Annotated in this window: 14 protein-coding genes and 1 pseudogene; 8 read left to right on the forward strand and 7 right to left on the reverse strand. The window is 45.1% G+C overall.

The window, feature by feature from the left end; all coding sequences use genetic code 25:
- The first annotated feature begins 41 nt into the window (after positions 1-41).
- Positions 42-239, forward strand: a pseudogene (locus tag WC882_00365) (hypothetical protein).
- On the opposite strand, the gene WC882_00370 reads toward WC882_00365, so the two are convergent.
- Positions 236-592, reverse strand: coding sequence for a hypothetical protein (locus WC882_00370; GenBank protein MFA5842124.1), 357 nt, complete (start codon positions 590-592; stop codon positions 236-238). The pseudogene WC882_00365 and the gene WC882_00370 overlap by 4 nt on opposite strands.
- A gap of 126 nt (positions 593-718) precedes the next feature.
- Between WC882_00370 and WC882_00375 the strand changes: the two genes are divergently transcribed.
- A complete protein-coding gene (locus WC882_00375; protein MFA5842125.1) occupies positions 719-2,119 on the forward strand; it encodes an MBL fold metallo-hydrolase in 1,401 nt (466 codons plus the stop codon).
- A 1,148-nt stretch (positions 2,120-3,267) separates the two neighbouring features.
- On the opposite strand, the gene WC882_00380 is transcribed toward WC882_00375, so the two are convergent.
- The 3 genes from WC882_00380 to WC882_00390 all read right to left on the reverse strand — a co-directional run bounded on the left by WC882_00380 (position 3,268) and on the right by WC882_00390 (position 6,702).
- Positions 3,268-4,050 (reverse strand): LOG family protein, encoded by a 783-nt coding sequence (locus tag WC882_00380; protein MFA5842126.1) that lies wholly within the window; start codon positions 4,048-4,050, stop codon positions 3,268-3,270.
- A 101-nt stretch (positions 4,051-4,151) separates the two neighbouring features.
- Entirely contained in the window at positions 4,152-5,096 is a 945-nt protein-coding gene (locus WC882_00385) for a lipocalin family protein (GenBank protein MFA5842127.1), read from the reverse strand.
- On the reverse strand, positions 5,080-6,702 hold the full coding sequence (locus WC882_00390) for a glucose-6-phosphate isomerase (GenBank protein ID MFA5842128.1): 1,623 nt from the start codon (positions 6,700-6,702) through the stop codon (positions 5,080-5,082). Before WC882_00390 ends, WC882_00385 begins: the two co-directional genes overlap by 17 nt.
- Positions 6,703-6,813: 111 nt before the next feature.
- On the opposite strand from WC882_00390, the gene WC882_00395 reads away from it, so the two are divergent.
- Both WC882_00395 and WC882_00400 read left to right on the forward strand, forming a co-directional pair.
- Entirely contained in the window at positions 6,814-7,935 is a 1,122-nt protein-coding gene (locus WC882_00395; GenBank protein ID MFA5842129.1) for a TGS domain-containing protein, read from the forward strand.
- Positions 7,895-9,223: a PAS domain-containing protein gene (locus tag WC882_00400; GenBank protein ID MFA5842130.1), complete on the forward strand. Its 1,329-nt coding sequence runs from the start codon at positions 7,895-7,897 to the stop codon at positions 9,221-9,223. The genes WC882_00395 and WC882_00400 overlap by 41 nt, the downstream gene beginning before the upstream one ends.
- Before the next feature lie 2,086 nt (positions 9,224-11,309).
- On the opposite strand, the gene WC882_00405 is transcribed toward WC882_00400, so the two are convergent.
- On the reverse strand, positions 11,310-11,933 hold the full coding sequence (locus tag WC882_00405; GenBank protein MFA5842131.1) for a prolyl-tRNA synthetase associated domain-containing protein: 624 nt from the start codon (positions 11,931-11,933) through the stop codon (positions 11,310-11,312).
- Between the two features lie 10 nt (positions 11,934-11,943).
- Entirely contained in the window at positions 11,944-12,969 is a 1,026-nt protein-coding gene (locus WC882_00410; GenBank protein MFA5842132.1) for a hypothetical protein, read from the reverse strand.
- 127 nt (positions 12,970-13,096) lie between these two features.
- Here WC882_00410 and argH point away from each other — a divergent pair, with 127 nt between their 5' ends.
- Complete coding sequence (gene argH / locus WC882_00415; GenBank protein MFA5842133.1) at positions 13,097-14,428, forward strand: argininosuccinate lyase; 1,332 nt, start codon at positions 13,097-13,099, stop codon at positions 14,426-14,428.
- Between the two features lie 78 nt (positions 14,429-14,506).
- Positions 14,507-15,481 (forward strand): amidohydrolase family protein, encoded by a 975-nt coding sequence (locus WC882_00420; protein MFA5842134.1) that lies wholly within the window; start codon positions 14,507-14,509, stop codon positions 15,479-15,481.
- A gap of 48 nt (positions 15,482-15,529) precedes the next feature.
- Here the strand turns inward: WC882_00420 and WC882_00425 are convergent, their stop codons facing one another.
- Complete coding sequence (locus WC882_00425; GenBank protein MFA5842135.1) at positions 15,530-15,862, reverse strand: hypothetical protein; 333 nt, start codon at positions 15,860-15,862, stop codon at positions 15,530-15,532.
- Positions 15,863-16,041: 179 nt separating this feature from the next.
- Here WC882_00425 and WC882_00430 point away from each other — a divergent pair, with 179 nt between their 5' ends.
- Together WC882_00430 and WC882_00435 are read left to right on the forward strand one after the other, a co-directional pair.
- A complete protein-coding gene (locus WC882_00430; protein MFA5842136.1) occupies positions 16,042-19,827 on the forward strand; it encodes a hypothetical protein in 3,786 nt (1,261 codons plus the stop codon).
- Positions 19,828-20,157: 330 nt separating this feature from the next.
- Positions 20,158-20,622 (forward strand): hypothetical protein, encoded by a 465-nt coding sequence (locus WC882_00435; GenBank protein ID MFA5842137.1) that lies wholly within the window; start codon positions 20,158-20,160, stop codon positions 20,620-20,622.
- Positions 20,623-20,654 lie beyond the last annotated feature (32 nt).

Consider the following 20,654-nt stretch of genomic DNA (forward strand, 5'->3'; position numbering starts at 1 on the left):
AATAATAAAATTGTATAATTTGTATTTTTAAAATTTATCTTCTTATGACTTCCACCACTCTTACTTATCAGCAGGCGATTAAAATCTATACAGCCCATGCTCAAAAGCTCCAAAATAAGCTTTCCAACATGGAAGAGGAAATCAATAGATTTATTAAAGGAGCTCAAAAAATGATTGAAAAACAAGATCGTAGCCAAGACATGGCTGCCATGAAAAAGCTGGAAGCGGACTTAAATTAGCTTTTAAGGGGTTGAACACAAGGAGCGATATCTTCGGGTTGAACAAGACAAAGAGGATTAGGTTCCCCTACATCGGGGTAGCATAACTCAATATGATTTGCGCGAAAAATTTTCACGACAGCAGCCACATTGTCAGCGCATTTTCCATAAGCAATTTCTTTAGGGGGGCGAGGGGTTGAAGAAAGATCTATTTTGGTCTGTGAAGGGATGGATTCTATAATAGATGAAGTAGCCGGAACGGGTTGCTGAGGGAGATCCGGTGCCACGCATCCCGTCATGAATAATGCCATCCAAGGAGCAACTTTCGCGGCGAAAGAACTTGAATGATCGAAAGAATCAGGAGTAGATCTCATAATAAGAATTTTTAAAAGTTAAGCAGAAAACAATACAACCATTTTAGTTATTTGTCAATTATCACTCATTGGCAGGACGGCATTTTTATGGTAAAATAATAAAAGGCCTAATATTAATCCCTCCCCATGAAAATCACCTTTTACGGCGCAGCGCGAGAAGTCACCGGGTCCCGACATCTTTTGGAAGTGAATGGAAAACGTATCCTTCTCGATTGTGGCATTTTTCAAGGCCATCGTGCCGAGGCGGATGTCAAAAATCGCGAATTGCCTTTTGATCCGCCACGCGTCGATGCGGTCATTCTTTCTCATGCTCACATGGACCACGCCGGCGCATTGCCTCGCCTGGTTAAATTGGGCTTTAATAAAACGATTTATTCGACTTTTGCCACCAAAGATCTCTGCAATTTCATGCTCATGGACAGCGCTTACATTCAAGAGCGTGAAGCCGTGTACATGAACACCAAAAAGCACAAAAAAGGCACTCCCTTGGTCGAACCCGCGTACACCAGTGAAGACGCGGAAGAAACCCTCAAATATTTCGAAGGCGTGGCATACGAAAAGCCCAAACAGATTTTCCCGGGCATTGAATTCACCTTTTATAACTCTGGCCATATTCTCGGCTCCGCATTGATTCTCCTTAAAATCGACGATCAAGAAGACGGTAAGACAAAAACCCTCCTCTTCACCGGCGATCTTGGTCGCAAGAACCTGCCGATTCTCAAGGATCCGGTTCAGGTCCCGGCTGCGGATTTTATGATCAGCGAATGCACGTATGGGAATCGTGTTCACGAGGATTTGGTAGAGGTGGAGAGCAAATTGACGAACATTGTGATGTCCACGATTCAACGGGGCGGGAAACTCATCATTCCGGCCTTTTCTCTCGGTCGCACGCAAGAAATCGTGTACAGCTTGCACGATCTTTTTAAGAAAAATTTAATTCCGCACGATCTCCCCATTATGGTGGATAGCCCGCTTTCCGGCAATCTCACCGAGGTTTTCCGCGGCCACATCGAGGATTTCGACAAAGAGGCGCAAGCCGAATTTTTGAACAATCGTGAAAATCCATTCGGATTTGGCGCTCTCAAGTACACCACCAGCGTCGAGGAATCGAAGGCCATTGATGCGAGTCGCGTGCCCATGATCGTGATTTCCGCGGCCGGAATGTGCGAGTTCGGACGTGTGTTGCACCATTTGAAAAACAACATCGAAAATCCCAGCACAACGATCTTGATTGTCGGGTACATGGCAGATAACACGTTGGGTCGAAAAATCGTTGAAAAACAGCCCATGGTGAACATTTTTGGCGATTCTTACAACGTTCGCGCTCGGGTCGAGGTGATCGATGCCTTTTCCGGGCATGCGGATCGCAGCGATTTGTTGGACTATGCTATGGGAGTTAAAGGCATTCAAAAAATGTTTTTGGTCCACGGCGAAGAAAAGCAATACACGGCTTTTAGCCAAGCGCTTGCGGAAAATGGCATGAAAAATGTGGAAGTGCCCGAGTTTGGGCAGAGCTTTGTGCTGTAGCTTATGTCGTGGTGAGGAGCTTCGCAAAAAAGCGAAGCGTCTCGAACCATACCTCAAAGCTTTTTCATTGAAGTCATGGAAGAAATGCGGGGGAGCGCACTTCGCTAGCGCTACGTGAGTAGTGAGTATATACTCACCCATGAAATAACCCTCATTTTACACCACAGAAAATGTGAAATTTTTACATTTTCGCCTAGACTTTTTGGGGTGATTTTTTGTATGATTTAAGCGTCATTTTAATCTGTTATTTATGAATAATCCAATTACAAAAATTACCGATTATGAATTACTCAAACTCTGCGATAAATTTGGCAAGCAGGCGTTGTTGTGGCGGCGAAAATTTATGGGCCTTTTGCCGGAGGTGCATCGTCGAAAGTTATACAAAAAACGCGGGTGCGCGAGTATTTTTGAATTTGCGGCGAAATGGGCGGGAATTTCTGAAAAGCAGACAAAAATCGTGCTTCGTTTGGAAGAACGATTTGAAGATAAACCTGTTCTAAAAAATTTGCTTGTGGAGGGGAGTGTAAGTGTAAATAAATTGGCACGAGTGGTTTCCATCGCTACTGTGGAAAACGAAAGTGAGCTGGCGGACAAAATAAAAAGACTCCCGAGAGCGGCGTTGGAGACTTTTGTGAGAGACGAGCGTGAGGCAAAAAGTCTGCACGTGCAGAAGACACGTAGCGAGCCCGAAGGGCGAGCGGAGTGTAAACCCGAACGTAGTGAGGGTTTCCCTTGTATTTCTTTCTCCCTTTCTGCTGTTGTCATCACAGAACTTAACCGTCTTCATGTGCAAGGGCACGACGTGAATAAAATCATTTTGGAACTTTTAAAACAGAGAAATGAAAAAATCGAACAAGAGAAAGAGAAAATCGCAAAAAATGCACCAACGACGGTCTCCCGATACATCCCGGTTCGGGTGAAAGCCATTCTTAAAGAGGAATTTGGCCAAAAATGTTCTATCCCCAATTGTCCAAAACTTGTACGCAACATCCATCATTCTCAAAGGTTCGCGCTCGCGCATACCCATGATCCTCGTTATATGGCACCTCTTTGCAGAGAGCATCATCAATTGGCTCATATCGTGGACTTGAGATACGAAGAAAAATTAAAAATCGCCACGCCATGAAGCGAAGTGAAATGCGCTTTTTCTACTCCAGCCTTTCCCCCATCTTTTCCAACGCTTCTTCTTTTTTTGCGAGGTCTTTTTTGGACATTTTGCGGGCCGCACGACGCGCGTGCGCTCGGCGTTCCCCATGGGATTCGGCATCTTCGGTCAATAAATATTGATCCGCGTTCAAGCACGCATTTTCTCCGAGTTCCTCGAAAAGTTCATGCGCTTTTTTAATGATTTTAAAGGCTTCGCGATTGTTTTTTGCAATATAAATATTGCGAAGATCCGGAGGGCTCACATAATTTAGACGAAGCGGGTAGTCAATGACCCAGTTGAGCAACTTTTCCCACAATTCTCCGACCAAAATAATGGGGATCGGACAGATGTGTTTCACTTGAGTGAGCTGCCACGTGTAAAACAATTCGAGGCACGTTCCAATGCCTCCGGGCATGACCACCACCACATTGGAGAGGGCCATAAAATGATCGAGTCGAGCGGAAAATTTATTGAAGTGTTTGCGAATTTCAAGGTGACTGTTGCCTTTGCATTCCTTGGGAAGGCGAATGGTCAATCCGATCGAGTCCGCATGATGATGAGGATCTCCGGCTTCATGTCCGGCATTGGCCGCTTCCATGAGTCCGGGCCCGCCGCCGGTCACAATATCAAACCCGTGATCTCCCACATTTTTTGCCAGGTTAAAAACGTCTTTATAGAGTTTTCCTCCGGGCTTAATTCGTGCAGACCCAAAAATCGCCACACGAAAATGTTTGCGATAGATGTCTTTTAACGTGAGATTTTTAACTTTTTGTTTTCGGGACATGAGAGAGGGGAGAAAGAATAAAATATTATAGAAGTCACCTTATGTCAGCTTCGTGAGTGTCCTTCATGCTATTTTAACACAAAATAAGGTTAAAAGCAAACCTATAACCCCAGCTTTTTCCTCGACTTCTTCACAAACCGTCGTTGGGTTTCCATTAAAATGTCTTTCAAGAATTTGTAGTCGCTGTACATGGAGGGGTAGCCCACGAGTTCTAAAAATCCGACTCCTTTTGCGGGTTTTCCTCCCATGGTTCCTGTCACGTGAAGCCCTCCTTCCCAATAATTGATGGCGCCAAAATTCATTTCTTGATTTTTGACACACGGCTCAACCTTGAGGTCGACTTTCCGTGATGGAACCTCGATGCGCCACGCCAACGGATACTCGGTTTTGGTTTTGGGGCTCACCCAAGATTTACCCAATGCCGTGAGGCGCACATCATGCGTGTGCACGGTTCGCCCGCTCGGCAGTGAAAAACTCGCCAAATAATTTTTAACCCCTTTGTCCAAATATTCAAAACACACCATGTCCGTCCCATCCTCCAGCTGAACCGAAAACCACGTCCATTTGTCCTTGGAATACGCCACATCCGCCCACTGATGATCCATCCAAGAAATGCCGCTCACCGGAATGGTCTTATTTTTGATGCGAATCGTGCCCTCGGTTTCCAATCGCGTCAGGGAGTAATAATATGTTTTTTTGGTGTTCAAAATCAGGTACCCGTTGCCACCTTCGAGCAGCGGCGGTTTTTTAGACGTAAGTGTGAGGTCGAGAAGTTCGGTTTTAAGATGATACTGAAACGGTTTGGGCGACTCCATGATGTTGTTGAAGTAGGTGTTCAATGTGAAGGGGCTCGTGTAATTCACATAAAGCAGAGGCTTGGTCCAGCTGTCTTTGGAGGCCATGGAGACAAAATCGATCACCGGATAAAATTTTTGGTGCGCAATGTCGGAAACCAGCGAATGTGAAAAATAAATCGTCGGGAAAGGCATTTTGCTCAAAAAAGGGATTTTCACCTTTTTCGTGTCCGCTTTAAAAAGGCAGTCCATGTAGGAGTACGCATGGCCTTGTTTGTCTTGAAGATGCCCGTTCCAATACCACCACTCAATCGTGCTTTTGTGGGCGAGTTCGTCGCGAGGGAAAAGGATGGGGCGCATGGGGGAGGATTAAAAACGTGGAGTTAATATTTATGGTGAGGGGTGGGGGTTTCTGACGTCGCATTTTCAAGGAAGAAACGCCAGCGACTCATGATCCGAGGCGTTTCGCTCCCATGCGACGGAGGGAATCCCCGCCCCTCATCAATTGCTTCGACCTCTCCACCCCGGGTTGATCAAACGCATTGATCCCGTAAAATTCCGCCAAAAAGGCCGTGGCTCCTTCAAACAACATCAACAATCCGCCCAACGCAGCCTCGTCGAGACGGTTCAGCCGGATGGTGATATTCGGTCGGTCGCATTCAATGAGCGATTGCTCGGTCCCTTGTTTTTCAGTTTTTAAAAGCTGGTCAAAGGTGGCATTTTTAAGAAAAGAAACCGCGGGATGATCGGGGTAAGGATTGGGAATCGCGAGCGGTTCTCCGAAGTTTTCAATTTCAAAAAACACAATGAGTTTGTCGTTCGGGCCTTCGTGAAAAAGCTGGCTTTGCGCGTGTTGGTCCGTGGCTCCCACGGCGCGAAGGGGAGTGAGCCCCACATTCACGCGTTCGCCTTTTTCATTCAACGCCTTGCCAATGCTTTCCGCCAAAAGTTGAGTCACCCACTCGGTGAATCCGATAAGATGGCTGGAGTAAGGCATAAACACGTTGATCGTTTTTCCTTTTTGACCGAGTAAATATTGGAGGGTCGCGAGTTGGAAACAAAGATTTTTCTCAGCATCGAGATTTAAAAAAACATCGCGCATCATTTGTGCGCCGTGCAAAAGTTTTTGAATATCGAGCCCCATCAACGCGGCCGGCACCAACGATACCGGGGTCAAAACCGAAAAGCGTCCTCCCACATTTTTAGGCACTTCGAATGTTTGAATGTTTGGATTTTTAGCCGCAATTTCTCGGAGCAACCCTTTGTCAGCGTCCGTAATAAAAACAAAATGGGCGGCTTCATGGAGTCCTGCATCTTGCACGCGTTTTTGAAAATAAAAATACTGAGCCAAAGTTTCGATCGTATCTCCGGATTTGCTCACCACAATAAAAAGCGTTTTCTCAAGATTCAACGTGGCGTCGAGATCGCGGAGGAGTGAAGGGTCGATGTTGTCGGCAACCACGCACCACTCACGAAGCGATAGCGGAGTGAGCTCACCCTCCTGCATTTCTCCAGCGAAGCGAAGTGCGCTCCCCTGCATTCTCCTCCCTGCATTTTTTTCCCACGTTTCAAACAACGGCAAAAGCGCCTGTTGTAAACATTTCGTTCCCAACGCGGATCCGCCAATACCCAAGACAACGATTTTTTCATATCGTCCACTTGTTTTTTTTGCAAATACCTCAATCGAATCTGCGGTTTTTGTATCATCGAGCACCTCGTAAAAGCCTTGTCCGCGGCCTTTGATTTTTTTAAGGAATTCAGGCAAGGAAGCGGCCATTGCCTCCATTTCGTTTTTCGCAAGTCCATGAGCTTGTGAAATTTTTCCCAACGCCAAAGTGTCCAATGCAATAGAAATCATGATTGGAATTTATCAGAAAAGGAGGTTCCTAAACAAGGAAAGTATATCTTCTTTTTAAAAATTTATGTTAAAATTGGAATAACTATTTTCACCCCCACCTATGTGAATTTAATGGATTCAAAGGCTCGTCAATGGACGGACTTATTGAGCTTTGTGAGAGAAAAGCCAAAGAATCAAATTCTTTTATTTGATTGTTTTTTTGAGCATTTTGCCGCGCATCCCACTCTTTTTTATGAAATCGTTGTTTTATTTCGCCAAGAATTAACTCAAGAAAAAGACAATGAAAAGAGGCAACGCCTTTCCAGACAATATTTGAAAGTCCTTTCCCCGCTCCTGGAACGATTTGGATTTTTTGAGGAAAAAAGCTTGATTGATGACCTATGTTTTGAAATCACGGATCCCGCGGCTTATAAAAAAATCGATACTTTCTTGATCGCTTATAAGAAGGGAAAAGGGAAAATTCTAAATCAGGTTTTATCTGTATTGGAAGAACTTTTGAAAGAGGAGGGTTATACGTTTAAGATCAAGGCACGCTATAAAAGTTTTTTTAGCATTCATCAGAAATTACAAAAAAGAATGGTGGAAAGTGCGCTTCGGCTTAAGGATGTTTTTGGGTTTCGTATCATTTTAGATGATCCGAGCGATCGTATTTGTTTTGATGTGGCGGAATTGTTGCACGATCGTTTTTACCCGGTCCCGGATTTTTTTAAAGATTACATCTCCGTTCCCCGAACAAACGGCTATCAAAGCATCCATACCGGTCTTTTGGGGGTTGTCCCTCATTTGGATATCCCCATCGAAGTCCAGATTCGCACCAAACGCATGGATGAATATGCGGAAAAAGGATTTGCAGCGCATTGGATTTACGCAAAAGATAAAAGGGCGCAGTGGATTGCCAATCCCCAAAAAATACTCGAGTCTCTTCATGGAAATGCCTTTTCGGAAACGCCGGAGGAAAACGTGTATTTTTTTTCTTGTAAAGGCGATATATTTAAATTGGAAAAAGGAGCAACGATTTTAGATTTTGCTTATCATCTTCACACCGATTTGGGCGATCATGTGGTCTCCGCCTTAATCAATGGACAAGAAAGGCCGCTTCAAACGCCTTTAGCCGAAGGCGATCGGGTTCAACTTTTGGAATCCGAAGAGCGACAAGTGCATCGCTCATGGCTCACTTTTATCCACACTTCTTATGCCCGAAAAAAAATTCAAGAAAGTCTCAAACATCGCTAGTCTTGGGGTCTGCGCCACCGGCACGGGAACCATTTATCGCCGACTCGTCGAAAACATGAACGAAATCGTGTGGTTGGGAGACAGCGAGGAGCGCACCGTGTATGTGAATCCAAAATTCTGTAAATTATTAGGCTATACTCCACAGGAAGTCATCGGGAAAACCGCTTATGATTTTTGGGACAAAGAAAGTGTGGAGCGCGTTCGACACATCAATGAAACCGATCGTAGCGAAGGAAGAAGTTCCAGCTACGAAGGAGATTTGATTAAAAAAACAGGAGAAAAAATTCCCGTGCTTGTCAGTGGGACCCCTCTTCCGGACGGAGGAACCATTGCGATCATGACCGACCTTACAGAAATCAAGAAAAAAGAACAAAAAGAGCGCATTTTAATGGGCGCAATTCAATACGCCACGGATGCGATCATTGTGTTTGATGCGAGTGGAAAAATCATTTCATGGAACAAAGGTTCTAAAATTGTTTTTGGGTATAAACAGGAGGAAATGTTGGGGCAACCCTTGGATCGATTGTTTAAAAAAACAGATCTCGAAAATATAAAAAATTACGCCAAAACTTTGTACAACATTGAGCTGGAAGGGATTCACAAGAACAAGGCCCCTATGCGTCTTTCCGCCACGTTGACGCCTCTTTTTAGCCACGAGGAAGGAGAAGAGACGTTTTATCTTTTGATCGCCCGCGACATCACCAGCCAAGTGAAATTTGAGGAGGACTTAACCCTCAAATATCAAAAAATGAAAGAAGCGTACAAGAAAATAGGAGTTTTGCGTCGCCAGATGGATTACATCATGGACGGAATTTCTTTTTTTAATGAAAATCGGGATCCTCAGGCGATTGGGCACTTTTTTGTGAGCGCGGTCATGATGTTGACGCACGTGGATGCCTGCATTCTTCGCATGTACAACAAAAAAAAGGGAACCATGGATCTGTTGTCGTGTTTTGGGGTGGTGGAAGATTGGAGGGGGAAAGCTCAGGTTAAATACAAAGGGAGTTTGGCGGAAAAAGCTTTTTTAAAAGGTTCGCCACTCAAAGTGATTGATGTGGTCCAAGAAATAAAATTTCAATCCAAATATTTGGCTAAAAAGAATAATTTGTGCTCGTTGCTCATGGTCCCGTTGCAATTTAAGGGGAAATTTGTCGGGAGTCTTTCGTTGTATGTGGGCCCGGATAAAAAACAAGAAATTTTTGAAAATGACTTTATTGAAAAATATGCCGAAGTCATTGGTATGGTGATGGGCATGATGTTTGGATCGGAACGAGAGGGAAGAGAGTAAAAGGCCTTGCTAAATCTATGAAAATATTGTAGATTTTTTACCAAATTCATGTTTTTTTGAAGAATCGCAATTTATCCTTTTTTTTAATGGGCTTCGCTGCACCTCAATCAAACGTAAGCAATGAGATGGCTATGGGGACATTGGAGCCGGATGTTGATTTAGATGATGTAGATCTAAATCTCCCGTTTCCTTCCCGCTTCAGGAAGGAAATTGCCTTGGTGGTGGAAAAATTCAGAAAAGAAATAAGAAAAGAGGGAGTTTTTTTAAATATCATTAAAAAAGTGCCCGCCCAGCAAGTGTGCGGGTGGAGGGCAAGGGTTGTCACGCCTCTTAAAAAAGATCAAAAAACCAGGAGTCAAATTTTAGACAATCCCAATGAAATGTTCCTTGAAAAAATACCGAATATAGACCCATTCTTAAGTCGAAACGTCACACGTTTTCAGGACGATTTTCATCATCAAATTTTAGAAAAAATAGATGCTTTTATTAAACAGGCAGTGGTTGAAGATATTTTGATAGGGACGAAACCCGGGAATGAACGAAAAGAGGCGATTCAGGCTGTTTTAAACGAGTGTTTGGCCGATTCTTTCGAAATGTTTTGGGCGGTTTTGGAATCGTTATCTCGTCATCCTCCGGAGTTCAATCCAAAAGATCCGATTGATTACCTTGTCACCAACGAAGACATTGCATTGGCTTTTATTGATACGATTAGAGAGATTAAACAAACCGATCGTGATAAACACCAAGAATTAAGGGGGAAAATTAAGAGAAAATGCATGGAACGTGAATCGGAAAGGGTTCAAGTAAACAATTTCCGAGGAGCAACCGTGAATCTTTCTTTGAAATTCTTTGACACTTTCGCACGCAAATGTCCAAATCCAAACTGGAATATGGAGGTTTTTGATGAATTATTTGAGCATTTTGAAGCGTTTTGCGACACCATGTCTGATGAAGAACAAAACGGGTATCCCAGTGCAGGCGTTACCAGTGCTTGGAGCAGTATTCATAAAGTTTTAACAAGATTTTTCCCGGGATTAATCATTTGCACTTCTTCTGGAGAATATTTATCATTATTGGATGAATCGGAATTTTGCATGTTGGAAGCGAATTTCGAAAAAACAATGTATAAAGGGGAAGAAGTTTTAGATTTTACCCGTAGATGGGCCGAAAAAACTGAAATACAAAGGGCGGAAGCAAGTAAACCTAGCCCTTTAGGAAAACGACTCTCCTCTTGGATGGGGTGGACTGAATTAGAATCAACGTCGACTCCTCCACCGGTTGCTTTTTTAGCAACCGTGCGTCGAGATGGAACGCGTATCCCGGCAGATCAGGTTAAGAGAGAGATGCTCCAATTTTATCCCGACGCGATGCTTATGGGAGATGGAGCTCAAGATAAACTGGTCCATCCCGATTTGGATATCCTGATGACTAGTAAACCTTTTGGTGGAGGTCAAAAAGGCATGGTGTGGGTTCGGAAAAAAATCCAAGAACAATTAAGAAAAGCACTTCATAAAGAATTAAGGGTAAAAGGAACTATTTCTTTGGAGGATTTGTCAAGAGTAGTGGCGGTCTTATGGTGCAGACAACAAGAAAGGCACCTTGCTCACGGATTCACGGATTTACTCACCACGGAAACTTTATGGAATTTTTCCGGAGAAGGAACTTACATTGATACAGAATGTGCGAAAATCGATCAATTTTTTATAAATGATTCGCTCTTGGCTCAACATTTTAAAGTGGATTATTCATCAGATGATGAGTGTGAAGGGAATCCCAATCCTTGGAAATCGGCTCGCGTGTTGATGATTCGACAAAACCCGACTTCAAATCTTGATATCAATGCATTAAATGAAGAAATCACAGGTCGAGGGATGCAAGTGGATTGTTTTTGCCCCCCTGCATTAGAAGGAATAGATACAATAAAAGATGAATTCACCAAGTCCTTTAGCGTAGATCACGCTAAAAAATGTTTTGCGAAGTTATTGGAATTCCAGCAAGAAAATGGCAGGGAATTGTTGGGATCGATTGTTCATCCCGATGTCTTTAATATTCGAGGAGAAAGGACTCCACAAATCACTCAAGAACTTTACGTAAAACAACAGGAGTATTTTGAAAGAGCTACGTTGCAACAACGAGGCTTTCGTATTTCAATCATGATTGGTATGACGGATTGTGATATTCAAAAACTCCTGGGAGTTATAAAAGCTTCAGTGGAAGCCGTTACAGCTTTTTCCGGCACCTCCATCACCTGATATGCATGTCCCGTAGCTTTTAAAAGTCGCTCAATCCCGTCCACCGGAATCACCAATGTCGCGGTGTTCACTAACGGATGGCATTGCAAGGCTTGGCCCCAAATTCCTTGGTCAAAAATCACCTCCACCGCGTGTTCGGTATCGTTCACCAGCCCGAGAAGAGTAACCGAACCCGGCTCCACCCCAAGGTATTTTTGCAATCGCTCCGACGAGGCAAAGCCCAGTCCGGAAATTCCCAAAACCGTTTTTAATTCATTCAAATTCACGCGTTTGTCATACCCCACCACCACCAAAAGATGACGTTTTTTATCTTTACTGCGAAGGAATAGATTTTTCACCGGGACCCCGGGCATTTTAGGACACAAGCGTTCCGCCTCCTCGCAAGTGAAAACCGCAGGGTGGGCAAAAGATTCGTAGGAAATATCGTGTGTTTTTAGAAAAGCGTAAATGTCGATCATTAAAAATAAATTAAAAAAACATTAAAACATGCTCAAATAAATTTTTCCCGTGCGTCAGCGCATTGCACGCCGGGATTTTGAGATGCTGATGAAGAAAATTTACCCCCACACTATTATCGGTTACCGGCCCGGAAATCACATTCAGCGGCGCCCCGAGTTCTTGGCATATTTCTACTAATTTTAAGGCCCCGGCCGGATCATTCGCGCAGCCGATATGAGCTCCGATTTGAGATTGAATTTCCGGATCCTTCAACACGGTTTGCACCCCATATTCACCAAAAATCCCATCTCCAAATTCAATCACAATGACATCCGGTTTTCCTTGGGATAAATAATCAATCGCGCCTTTGGCAATCGCGGCCACAGTCCCATTTCCGCGTACCGTGGACGCATAGCCCGCATCCACAAAAGAAACCGTTTGTTTTGCTCCATTTTTTTTCATCAATTCAAGGTCTTTGATCGCGGCAACGCCAGCCAACTTTGCGGAAAAAACCTTCCATTTTTTGGCTGAAGCATATCGAATGATTTCGCACGCCACAGACGTTTTTCCCGTATTCATGCACGTGCCGCTCACCACAATCAACGGCACCCGAGATTCCAGTCGGGAATGCGGTTCAAAAAGTCGATGGGTTTTTAATGTCAGAGGAGAAGAATTCGGCCCAAGCACCTGTCCCAGCACCCGAACTTTCAGTGGCTTCCCAACTTCTTTTTCACTCGCATCCGTGCACAATCCGGCCACGCCTCCGATGTTCAAAATATGGATCACATCTCCGGCTTTAAGCGTTTTCGGAACTTCTCCAACAAACCCTTTAAGCGCGCGCCGATTGCCGAGCGCTACCACCACTACATCATCTTTGCGCAGTACCGACATTTTGCCGCTCGTGAGTTCGAGTCGATTGTAGATTTTTTTATTTTCCAACACTTTCACAACAAGAATCGCGCCTTGTTCAGGCCGAAGCGTTTTACTGATCTCAACCTCTCGGGGGAGCCGGGCATTTTTCGCCACAGACCCGATTTTATCCACATGGATTTTCATAAGACGTATTATAATGGAAAAAAATCTTTTTGTAATCCATCCACGAACCCATTACAATGATCGGCAAAGGCCATTTGGCCCAGAATGACAAGCTTCGGTAGGATCTTTTACCCTTAATTTTCCACCCATGCCCACCCCCATCAAGAAAAAAATATGGTTTAAAAACAAAGAAGTGTCGGTCAATCGTGTCGTGGAAGAATTCAATGCCGGCGAAGATATTGCTTACGATCAAGAAATGATCCCGGATGATGTGTGGTGCTCCCGCGGGTACGCGCGTTTGCTCAAAAAACACGGACTTCTCACCGCGCAAGAATTGAAAGAGTTGGAGCAAGGCTTGGATGAAATTTTAAAACTTTACGAAAAAGGGGAATTCGTCTTGAAATTGGAGGACGAAGATTGCCACACCAAGATTGAGGATTATTTGATCCAACGTTTCGGAGACACGGGAAAGAAAATTCACACCGGCCGTTCGCGCAACGATCAAGTGTTGGTCATGATGCGCTGGTTTTTAAAGCGAAAACTTAAATTCATTCGTGAAAAAAGTATGACTTTGGCACAAAAATTCGTGAAATTCGCGCGAAAGTACGAAATGGTGGCCATGCCCGGGTACACGCACATGCAAAAAGCCATGCCCACAACGGTGGGGACGTGGATGGCTGCGTTTGCGGAAAGTCTCATCGATGACATCAAGCTTCTCACCGCGATTCGCGACGATATTGTGGACCAAAATCCGCTCGGTTCCGGCGCCGGCTATGGTTCTCCGTTTGATTTTGATCGCGATTGGTTGTCCAAGGAGCTCGGGTTCAAAAAAACGCAAAACAATGTGATTTACTGCCACAATTCTCGAGGAAAAATCGAAGGCCTCGTGCTCGAATCCTGCGCACAAATCATGCTCACCCTCAATCGTCTCGCGTGCGATTTGTTGTTTTTCACCACCCAGGAATTTCAATTTTTTCACATGGACGACAGCATCGCCACCGGCTCCTCGATCATGCCGCAAAAAAAGAATCTCGATGTGGCTGAGCTCATCCGCGGCCGCACCGCGACCGTTCTCGCGTGCCGACAAGAAGTGGCCATGAATATTTTGAATAAAATTTCCGGGTACCATCGTGACGGGCAGGAGATCAAGCGCCCGTTGTTTTTGGGCCTCAAATACACGGAAATGTCACTCGATGCCATGGGCGTGGTGCTCGACAACATCGAACCGAATAAGGAAATTTTAATGAAATCCATGCTGGGTTGCCCGGGATTGTTTGCCGCGCACAAGGCGTTCGAAAAAGTGAAAGAGGGCATGACGTTCCGCGACGCGTACCGTGAAATCGGAAGCAACATCGACAAAATCAAAGTCACGGAAAAAGATGTGAATCGCTGGCTCAAAATGTCCACGCACCAAGGCGGCACCGGGAATTTGGGGTTGGATAGAGTCGAGAAAGAAATTAAAGAATGGATGAAGAAATAGCAGACACGCAGCGTAGCGAAGTGTCCTTTCCCCCGCATTTCATTTCGTCATTTTTTTCATCAATTAAACCCTAATCTTATGGCTAATCCCTGGGACCTCCTCTCTGTTTTGCGCACCAAAATCAAAGAAAAAGGCGGGCCCGTGTCATGCCACGCGCATTTTGACAAAGCGTATGTGGTCACCCCCGAGACTTTGACCATGACCCTCGAGCACATGGAGGTGAAATGGGATTTGTGGAAAAAAGTGAAAGCCGGGTACACGCACGAAAACCTTGTGGAGCGCATGAAATTGAGCGCTGAAAATATGATTAATCAGGGTTGCACGATCACTCGCACCAACATCGACGTGGATTCTACGGTCGGAATGAAGTGCATCGAAGCCGCACTCGAAGTCAAAGAAATGTACAAGGATCGCCTCAAGATTCAAATTTGCTCGCAGGTATTGGAAGGCGCGTTGACTCCCGAGGCGCAAGGATGGATTGAAAAAGCCGCGCCGTACGTGGATGTGTTGGGCGGTTTGCCGTCCCGCGAACGCCCGCGCCAAGCCGAGCACCTCGACTATATTTTTTCCATGGCTAAAAAATATAAAAAAACCGTGGACGTGCACATCGACCAAAACAACGACCCGGACGAACGCGACACCGAGTTGTTGGCCAAAAAAGTGATCGAACACGGATTGCAAGGTCGCGTGAACGCGGTGCATTGCTGTTCTCTGGCCGCGCAACCCGACGATTACATCCGCGAAGTCGCCAAGTTGATGAAACAAGCGGACATGAGCGTGATCATTTGCCCGCGCTCCATGATCGACGGCGTGCAAATGCGCGAAAAAATGGCCCCGGTCCACAACTCGATCGGCCCGGTTCCGCATTTTTTGGAAGCCGGACTCAATGTGGCCTTGGGCGTGGACAATGTGCACGATTATTTCTGCCCCTTCATTGATGGCGACGTGTTCACCGAGCTTCTTTTCCTCCTCGAAACCTGCCGTTATTACGACATCGAAGTCCTCACCGACATGGCCACCGTGAATGGGAGAAAGATTTTGGAGGGGATTTAAAATCCGACCGTTCATTCAATACAATCGGCGTCTTTTTACCGTAAATTTTTATAAATTCATTAAAATGGCACCGAGGAGACCAAAGCCAATTCCTATCATTTGAATGGGGGAGAGGGTTTCTTTAAAGAATAAGATTCCGATAATCACTCCGAATATCCCATAAAAAATAATAAATAAATTGGTGTAAATAGCCAGCTCGCCTTTAAAAATAAATATAAAGATGGCCGCAAAAATTTGAGCCAGATACAATCCACAAATTAAAATCATCCAAGGGTCTTTGATGATATCAAAAAAAGTATGGCCCGTACTGATTTTTTTTATCAACGCATCAGCAACGATGATGGTTACCGCTGAAAAAAACACTAAGAAAAGTTTAGTCACATTTATTTTTAAAAAAGTAAAAGTTTTTTAATAACCGGAGCGAGGCCAATCGACCTAAAAACAATAACAAAAACAACCGTTTTTTTCCATAGGGGAAAAGAAGACGGGAATGGACTCGGGTTCTAGGTTGTTTTTGAGCCCATTTTAAGGTATAATAAAAAGATTAATTTAGCCCCATTATGCCCGATTTACCTCCTCCAATACCAAATGACGCTGACACTAAAAAAACAGCCCCTCAGCCCAATGAAGGATCTGCAGCAATGGATCCCGATGAAGCATTGGGCCGAGAATTAATGGCAGAAATAGGAGAGAGGGACCCATGGGATTTTATTCTAAGCCATCTAAATGAAACGGCGGAGAGCCCGCTCAATGCGAATTCTTTTAGAGAACGTATCGAAAGGGTTGAATGGCCTTCTTATGTCCGAGCCCTAATTCCGGTGCTCGCTGATTTTTTAACCCATCAAGAAGGAGCCACCGGACTCACGGCCATTGCTTTGAAAGAAAGGATTGAGCATTCCCTGGGAGGAGAAGAGGCATGTGCGCCTGTTTTGGATGATTTGATGTCAAAAATAGAACTTTTTCATCATTTGCAGGGACAGACCGGACGAGAAATACGACGAGAATTAAATGGGGTTGAACCCTTTATCGGTTATGCGCTCCCGGGAATGATTGTGACGGAGTTTTTAGAAGAAAAAATACGTTTTGAGGATTTTATTCGTGGTATCGGATCGGGTCGTCGGATGATGGCAGCGGATATTGCAAAACCTCCATTATCAGAGGAGCTTAAAACATTAAGCCAATCGCCCGAAGCGCTTTATGAGCGAGTGTTACAAGAACATTTGGTCTGTCGAATGCAAGCGGCGCGAACTCAACAATGGGGCAATGGTGCGGTTGAAACTCTTCGGAAAAATCCGGGTCAATTTTTAGAAGGATGGTTGAGAATGGGAGCCGTTCCATCTAAAATCGGCACTGCATTACCTCGTTTTTTACGGGAAGGAAATTTAGTGGGTTTGCCGGAATACGATGTTTCGATAAGAGTTTTAAGTTCTTTGAACGCCAATGAACGGAAAAATTTATTGAGCGCCATTGATCGTACCAAAGATTGTGTTAGAGGGAAGGATATGGAAACTCAAAAAAAACGCCTCGATGAATTAAAGAAAAGTTTGCAAAAACTTGAAGAATCACCCGAGTCTGTTTTTCCTCGAGATTTGATGCAAGTCGCTTCTGCTCGAAAGATAAAAATTCCAAAACCAGGCGCCGTCAGTGCGCCGATGGACCGATGGATGAATTTGGTAGGGCCTTTGTTCCGCCAAGCTCCTAAAGAATTGGGCTGGGCGATGTTAGATACCTTGGGTCACATCCCGGAATTTCCTTACACAACGAGCGCTTTCAAAAAAGTTCCCTTTGAGAATTTGGTAAGATTTCATAACACCTCATTAAGGCCTGCCCAACAACAAGGAGAACCTCAAGAAACATTGTGCGGCACCGGCCCGATTTATCATGAGCAACGCGTTCTGCATGCCCGTTCTCAATTTCTAAAACATTTATTTTTGAGCGGCGCCGCAGAATCTATCAAAGATGCAAGTCGTCAGCAAGTGACCATTGATATCGAAGGATTGCGCATTGATTTACCCGGGACAGAGGCAGAGGAGGGATCGTTGCACGCCCACATCCCTTTTGCTTATGTTACAAATGAATTGTGGAATTATCTCGTTGAAAAGCAGTGGATCCCGGAAGAAGATGCCATTGAAATTCGATTGAGACAGGCCCAAGGGAATAATGATGTATTGGCTTTGGAACGATGGGATCATAAAAAAACTGTTGAATTTGCATTCGCGTGTGATACAGGACGTCGCAAAAGTTTTTCTTTTGAAAATGCCATAGGATATATGACACAACGTTGCATGGAAGATTCGGCTTGCCCCGGGTGGGATCACGCTGAAATTTGCGCATTATTAGCCTCGTCCCCTTCAAATTCACATGTCCCGCAAGCCATAGTTCATCAGGGGAAGCGTATCCCTCGATCTGTTTTAGATTATTTTTTATCCGAAGCAGAGGGGTTAGAAGGAACAGGAGGTCGCAGACATCGAATCGTTCAAGTTTTGGAAATCGCCGAAGCGGTGCAAAGTGCTATTTCGCAAGAAGTAACAATAGGCAAAGGGTTGGTGGGCCTGCCTTTACAAATTAAAGAAGGGATGGAGGCCCGTTCTTCTCATCGACTTTCAAGAACCGCAAAAGATAGTTACGAGGTTCGTCGTCGTATTTTGTTGGATCCGAAATTTTATGATGTGGCACAAATGGTTGGAGCGGTTTTAGCGCGAGGCGTGCCATCCAATTCTCCGGAGAGCCAATTTTTAGTTTTTCGGGGAGATTTTGGGAAATCCAGCGGAGGACTTCGTCACCATTTTTTAGAAGTGGTTGATGGAGGGAAAATTGTAAGAATTCTTCTCTCCCCGGATAAACATTTGAATCAGGAGGAACGGTTGACTTTTGAAACGCTGCCAAAACTTGAGAGAGGAGACTATGAGCGCTTGGAAGGATTTGTCATGACGTATGGGCATTTTCATCAACAATTAAAGTGGCTAAGTTGGGAGAGTATTTCATTTGATTATGACGTAAAGAAAGTAAATTTTCAGGAAATCGCTAAATTGATGCTCGATTTGAACGCTGTGATTTTAACGGAATTCCCGGGGGATTATTCGGAAGTGAATCAACTCTATAGGGAATTTTTACAAGCAAGCCCGACAGAGGCTGGCGCTATTGCCAAACGACACATCGCATGTTGTGAACGGTTGGATCGTCTTTATGCGGGGCGCTTGTTTTCCGCTCAAGATCCTAAGCAGGTCTTGGATAGTTTATCCGTCGATATTCAACGAGAGGAGGTTGTTTTCGACGAACATTTTATGGAACAATTCCCTCCGGAAGTGTTTAAAGAGTGGAGTTTTGATAAAGACTTGGCGAGGTGCGGGGAAAAGACTTGGGTGGTTCATGCCGGAGACCGAAGTATCCCTTTTGCCATGGAATCTAAAGCGATTCGCGCCTTGGATTTAATTTCGGGGCGACCGTTGATTTCTTTTGCAGGAGGGTGCAAAGGAACGGGATACGATGAGACGCAAGAAACTCCCAGTTTAAAAATGGCCCGCGCCATTGTAAGGGTCGCTCATAATTGTGGAGCCAATGTGGCCCCTCCGGGAACGCAGTCCGGGTTTGGCGCAGATATGTCCAAGGCTTTTCTTGAATATCAAAGAGAATTTAGTCATCTTCCTAAATCGCAAAGAGCCGAGTGTTTTGCGGTTTCCCCCGGAGGAGAGACTTATTATCCGGGGAATCCTTGGCTCAAGACGCATTCGGAAGAAAGTGAACTGGGCCAAAAAGTGTACGAGCCCTACGCCATGATTCCTTTTAAATCGATTTTGACTCCGTGCGCCGCAGGTTGGGATTGGCATGGCCCGGTGCGAAGAACCGCCCCTTATTTTGATCATGTGGAATACATGGAATTGATTTATCAACGTCTGGCAGAAGGCGCACCCCGAGTTCTTGTGGTGGGAAACGGGGGACTATTCACGATCGTTGAATCCATTGCAGCCATGAAAAATAATGTGCCGCTTATTTTAACGCGAGATACAGGCATGTTTACCGATTTTATGATCACGGTATTGGCTCATTTTAATCAATGGGAGTTGTTGAGCCAGCCCGAGCATCGGGATGAGTTGGATCGAGAGATGATAAATATTTTAAAGACGCAAGTCCCGGAGGAGTATAGAAGCGCGATCATTAAAAAAGGTTTTGGAGAAGCGGTCCCTCCTGATGAAACAACGACTCAAGGGGTGGATCAAAAGCTATATCGAGATTATTTTTATCAATTTTTACAATTGGCCAAAACGAGCAGAATTAGGGTTTCCGGTATTGATGATTTGGAAAAGAATTTAGAGGAAATGGTTGCCCCTCCGCAGCCGTCAGCCTAAATGAGTATTTCAAAAGAATTAACATCAGGAGTCAATCGCTATGAATTGACAATTTCGGCAAATTATATTAAGAATTACTGTCCTTTCCTATTTTGGGAAAGGTAATTATGCCTATTTGGCTCTTGTGTTAAAGCAAGCGGCCACACATTCTTTGTGACTTATAGGTATAAATGTTCTTTGAAAGATAGTGGACCGGCGGCTCGAGTCTATCAACATTGATAAATTGGGGCCGTCGGTCGAAAACTGAGAAATATTACCGACGGGTTGCCATTCTCCTGGGGGTTTTCCTTGGGAGGTCGATGGCAATGCCATGAGTAGAAGGACACGAAGATGAAACTGTTCCCCCTGTTCACCGCGCTGCTCAGCAGCCAGACCACCGCCGTCGAGGCCGCCAACAACTTCAGCCGCGCATACGAGGGCGGCAAGTACCACACGGTCGATTTCGGCGCTGATTCCGGAGATGTTCCCATCAACCTCGCCGGCCTCTACGCGACCATCAACGCCAGCATCGGCCTCGCCGCGATCCGCGAGGAGAGCGACGAGCCGTCTGAGGACACCGTCAAGGCCGTCCTCGAGGACATGGCCGAGCGCCGTCTCGAGGGAGTGGAGCTGACCACGGCCATGCTCTTCGCCAACGCGACCTGGGCCGCGGGTCAGTGGTTCCGCAAGCCGGTGCGCGTCGAGCGCATCCAGTGCTTCACGTTGCTCTCTCCCGCCGAGAAGGTCAAGGACGTCGACCAGCTCGCGGCCGGTGCCAAGTTCATCCTCGCCAAGCTCGAAGAAGAAGAAAGCTAGGCACCCCCCATTACCGGGGGTGCTACACGTGG

The sequence above is a fragment of the Candidatus Gracilibacteria bacterium genome (assembly GCA_041658685.1).
Lineage (GTDB): Bacteria > Patescibacteriota > Gracilibacteria > UBA1369 > UBA12473 > JBAZZS01.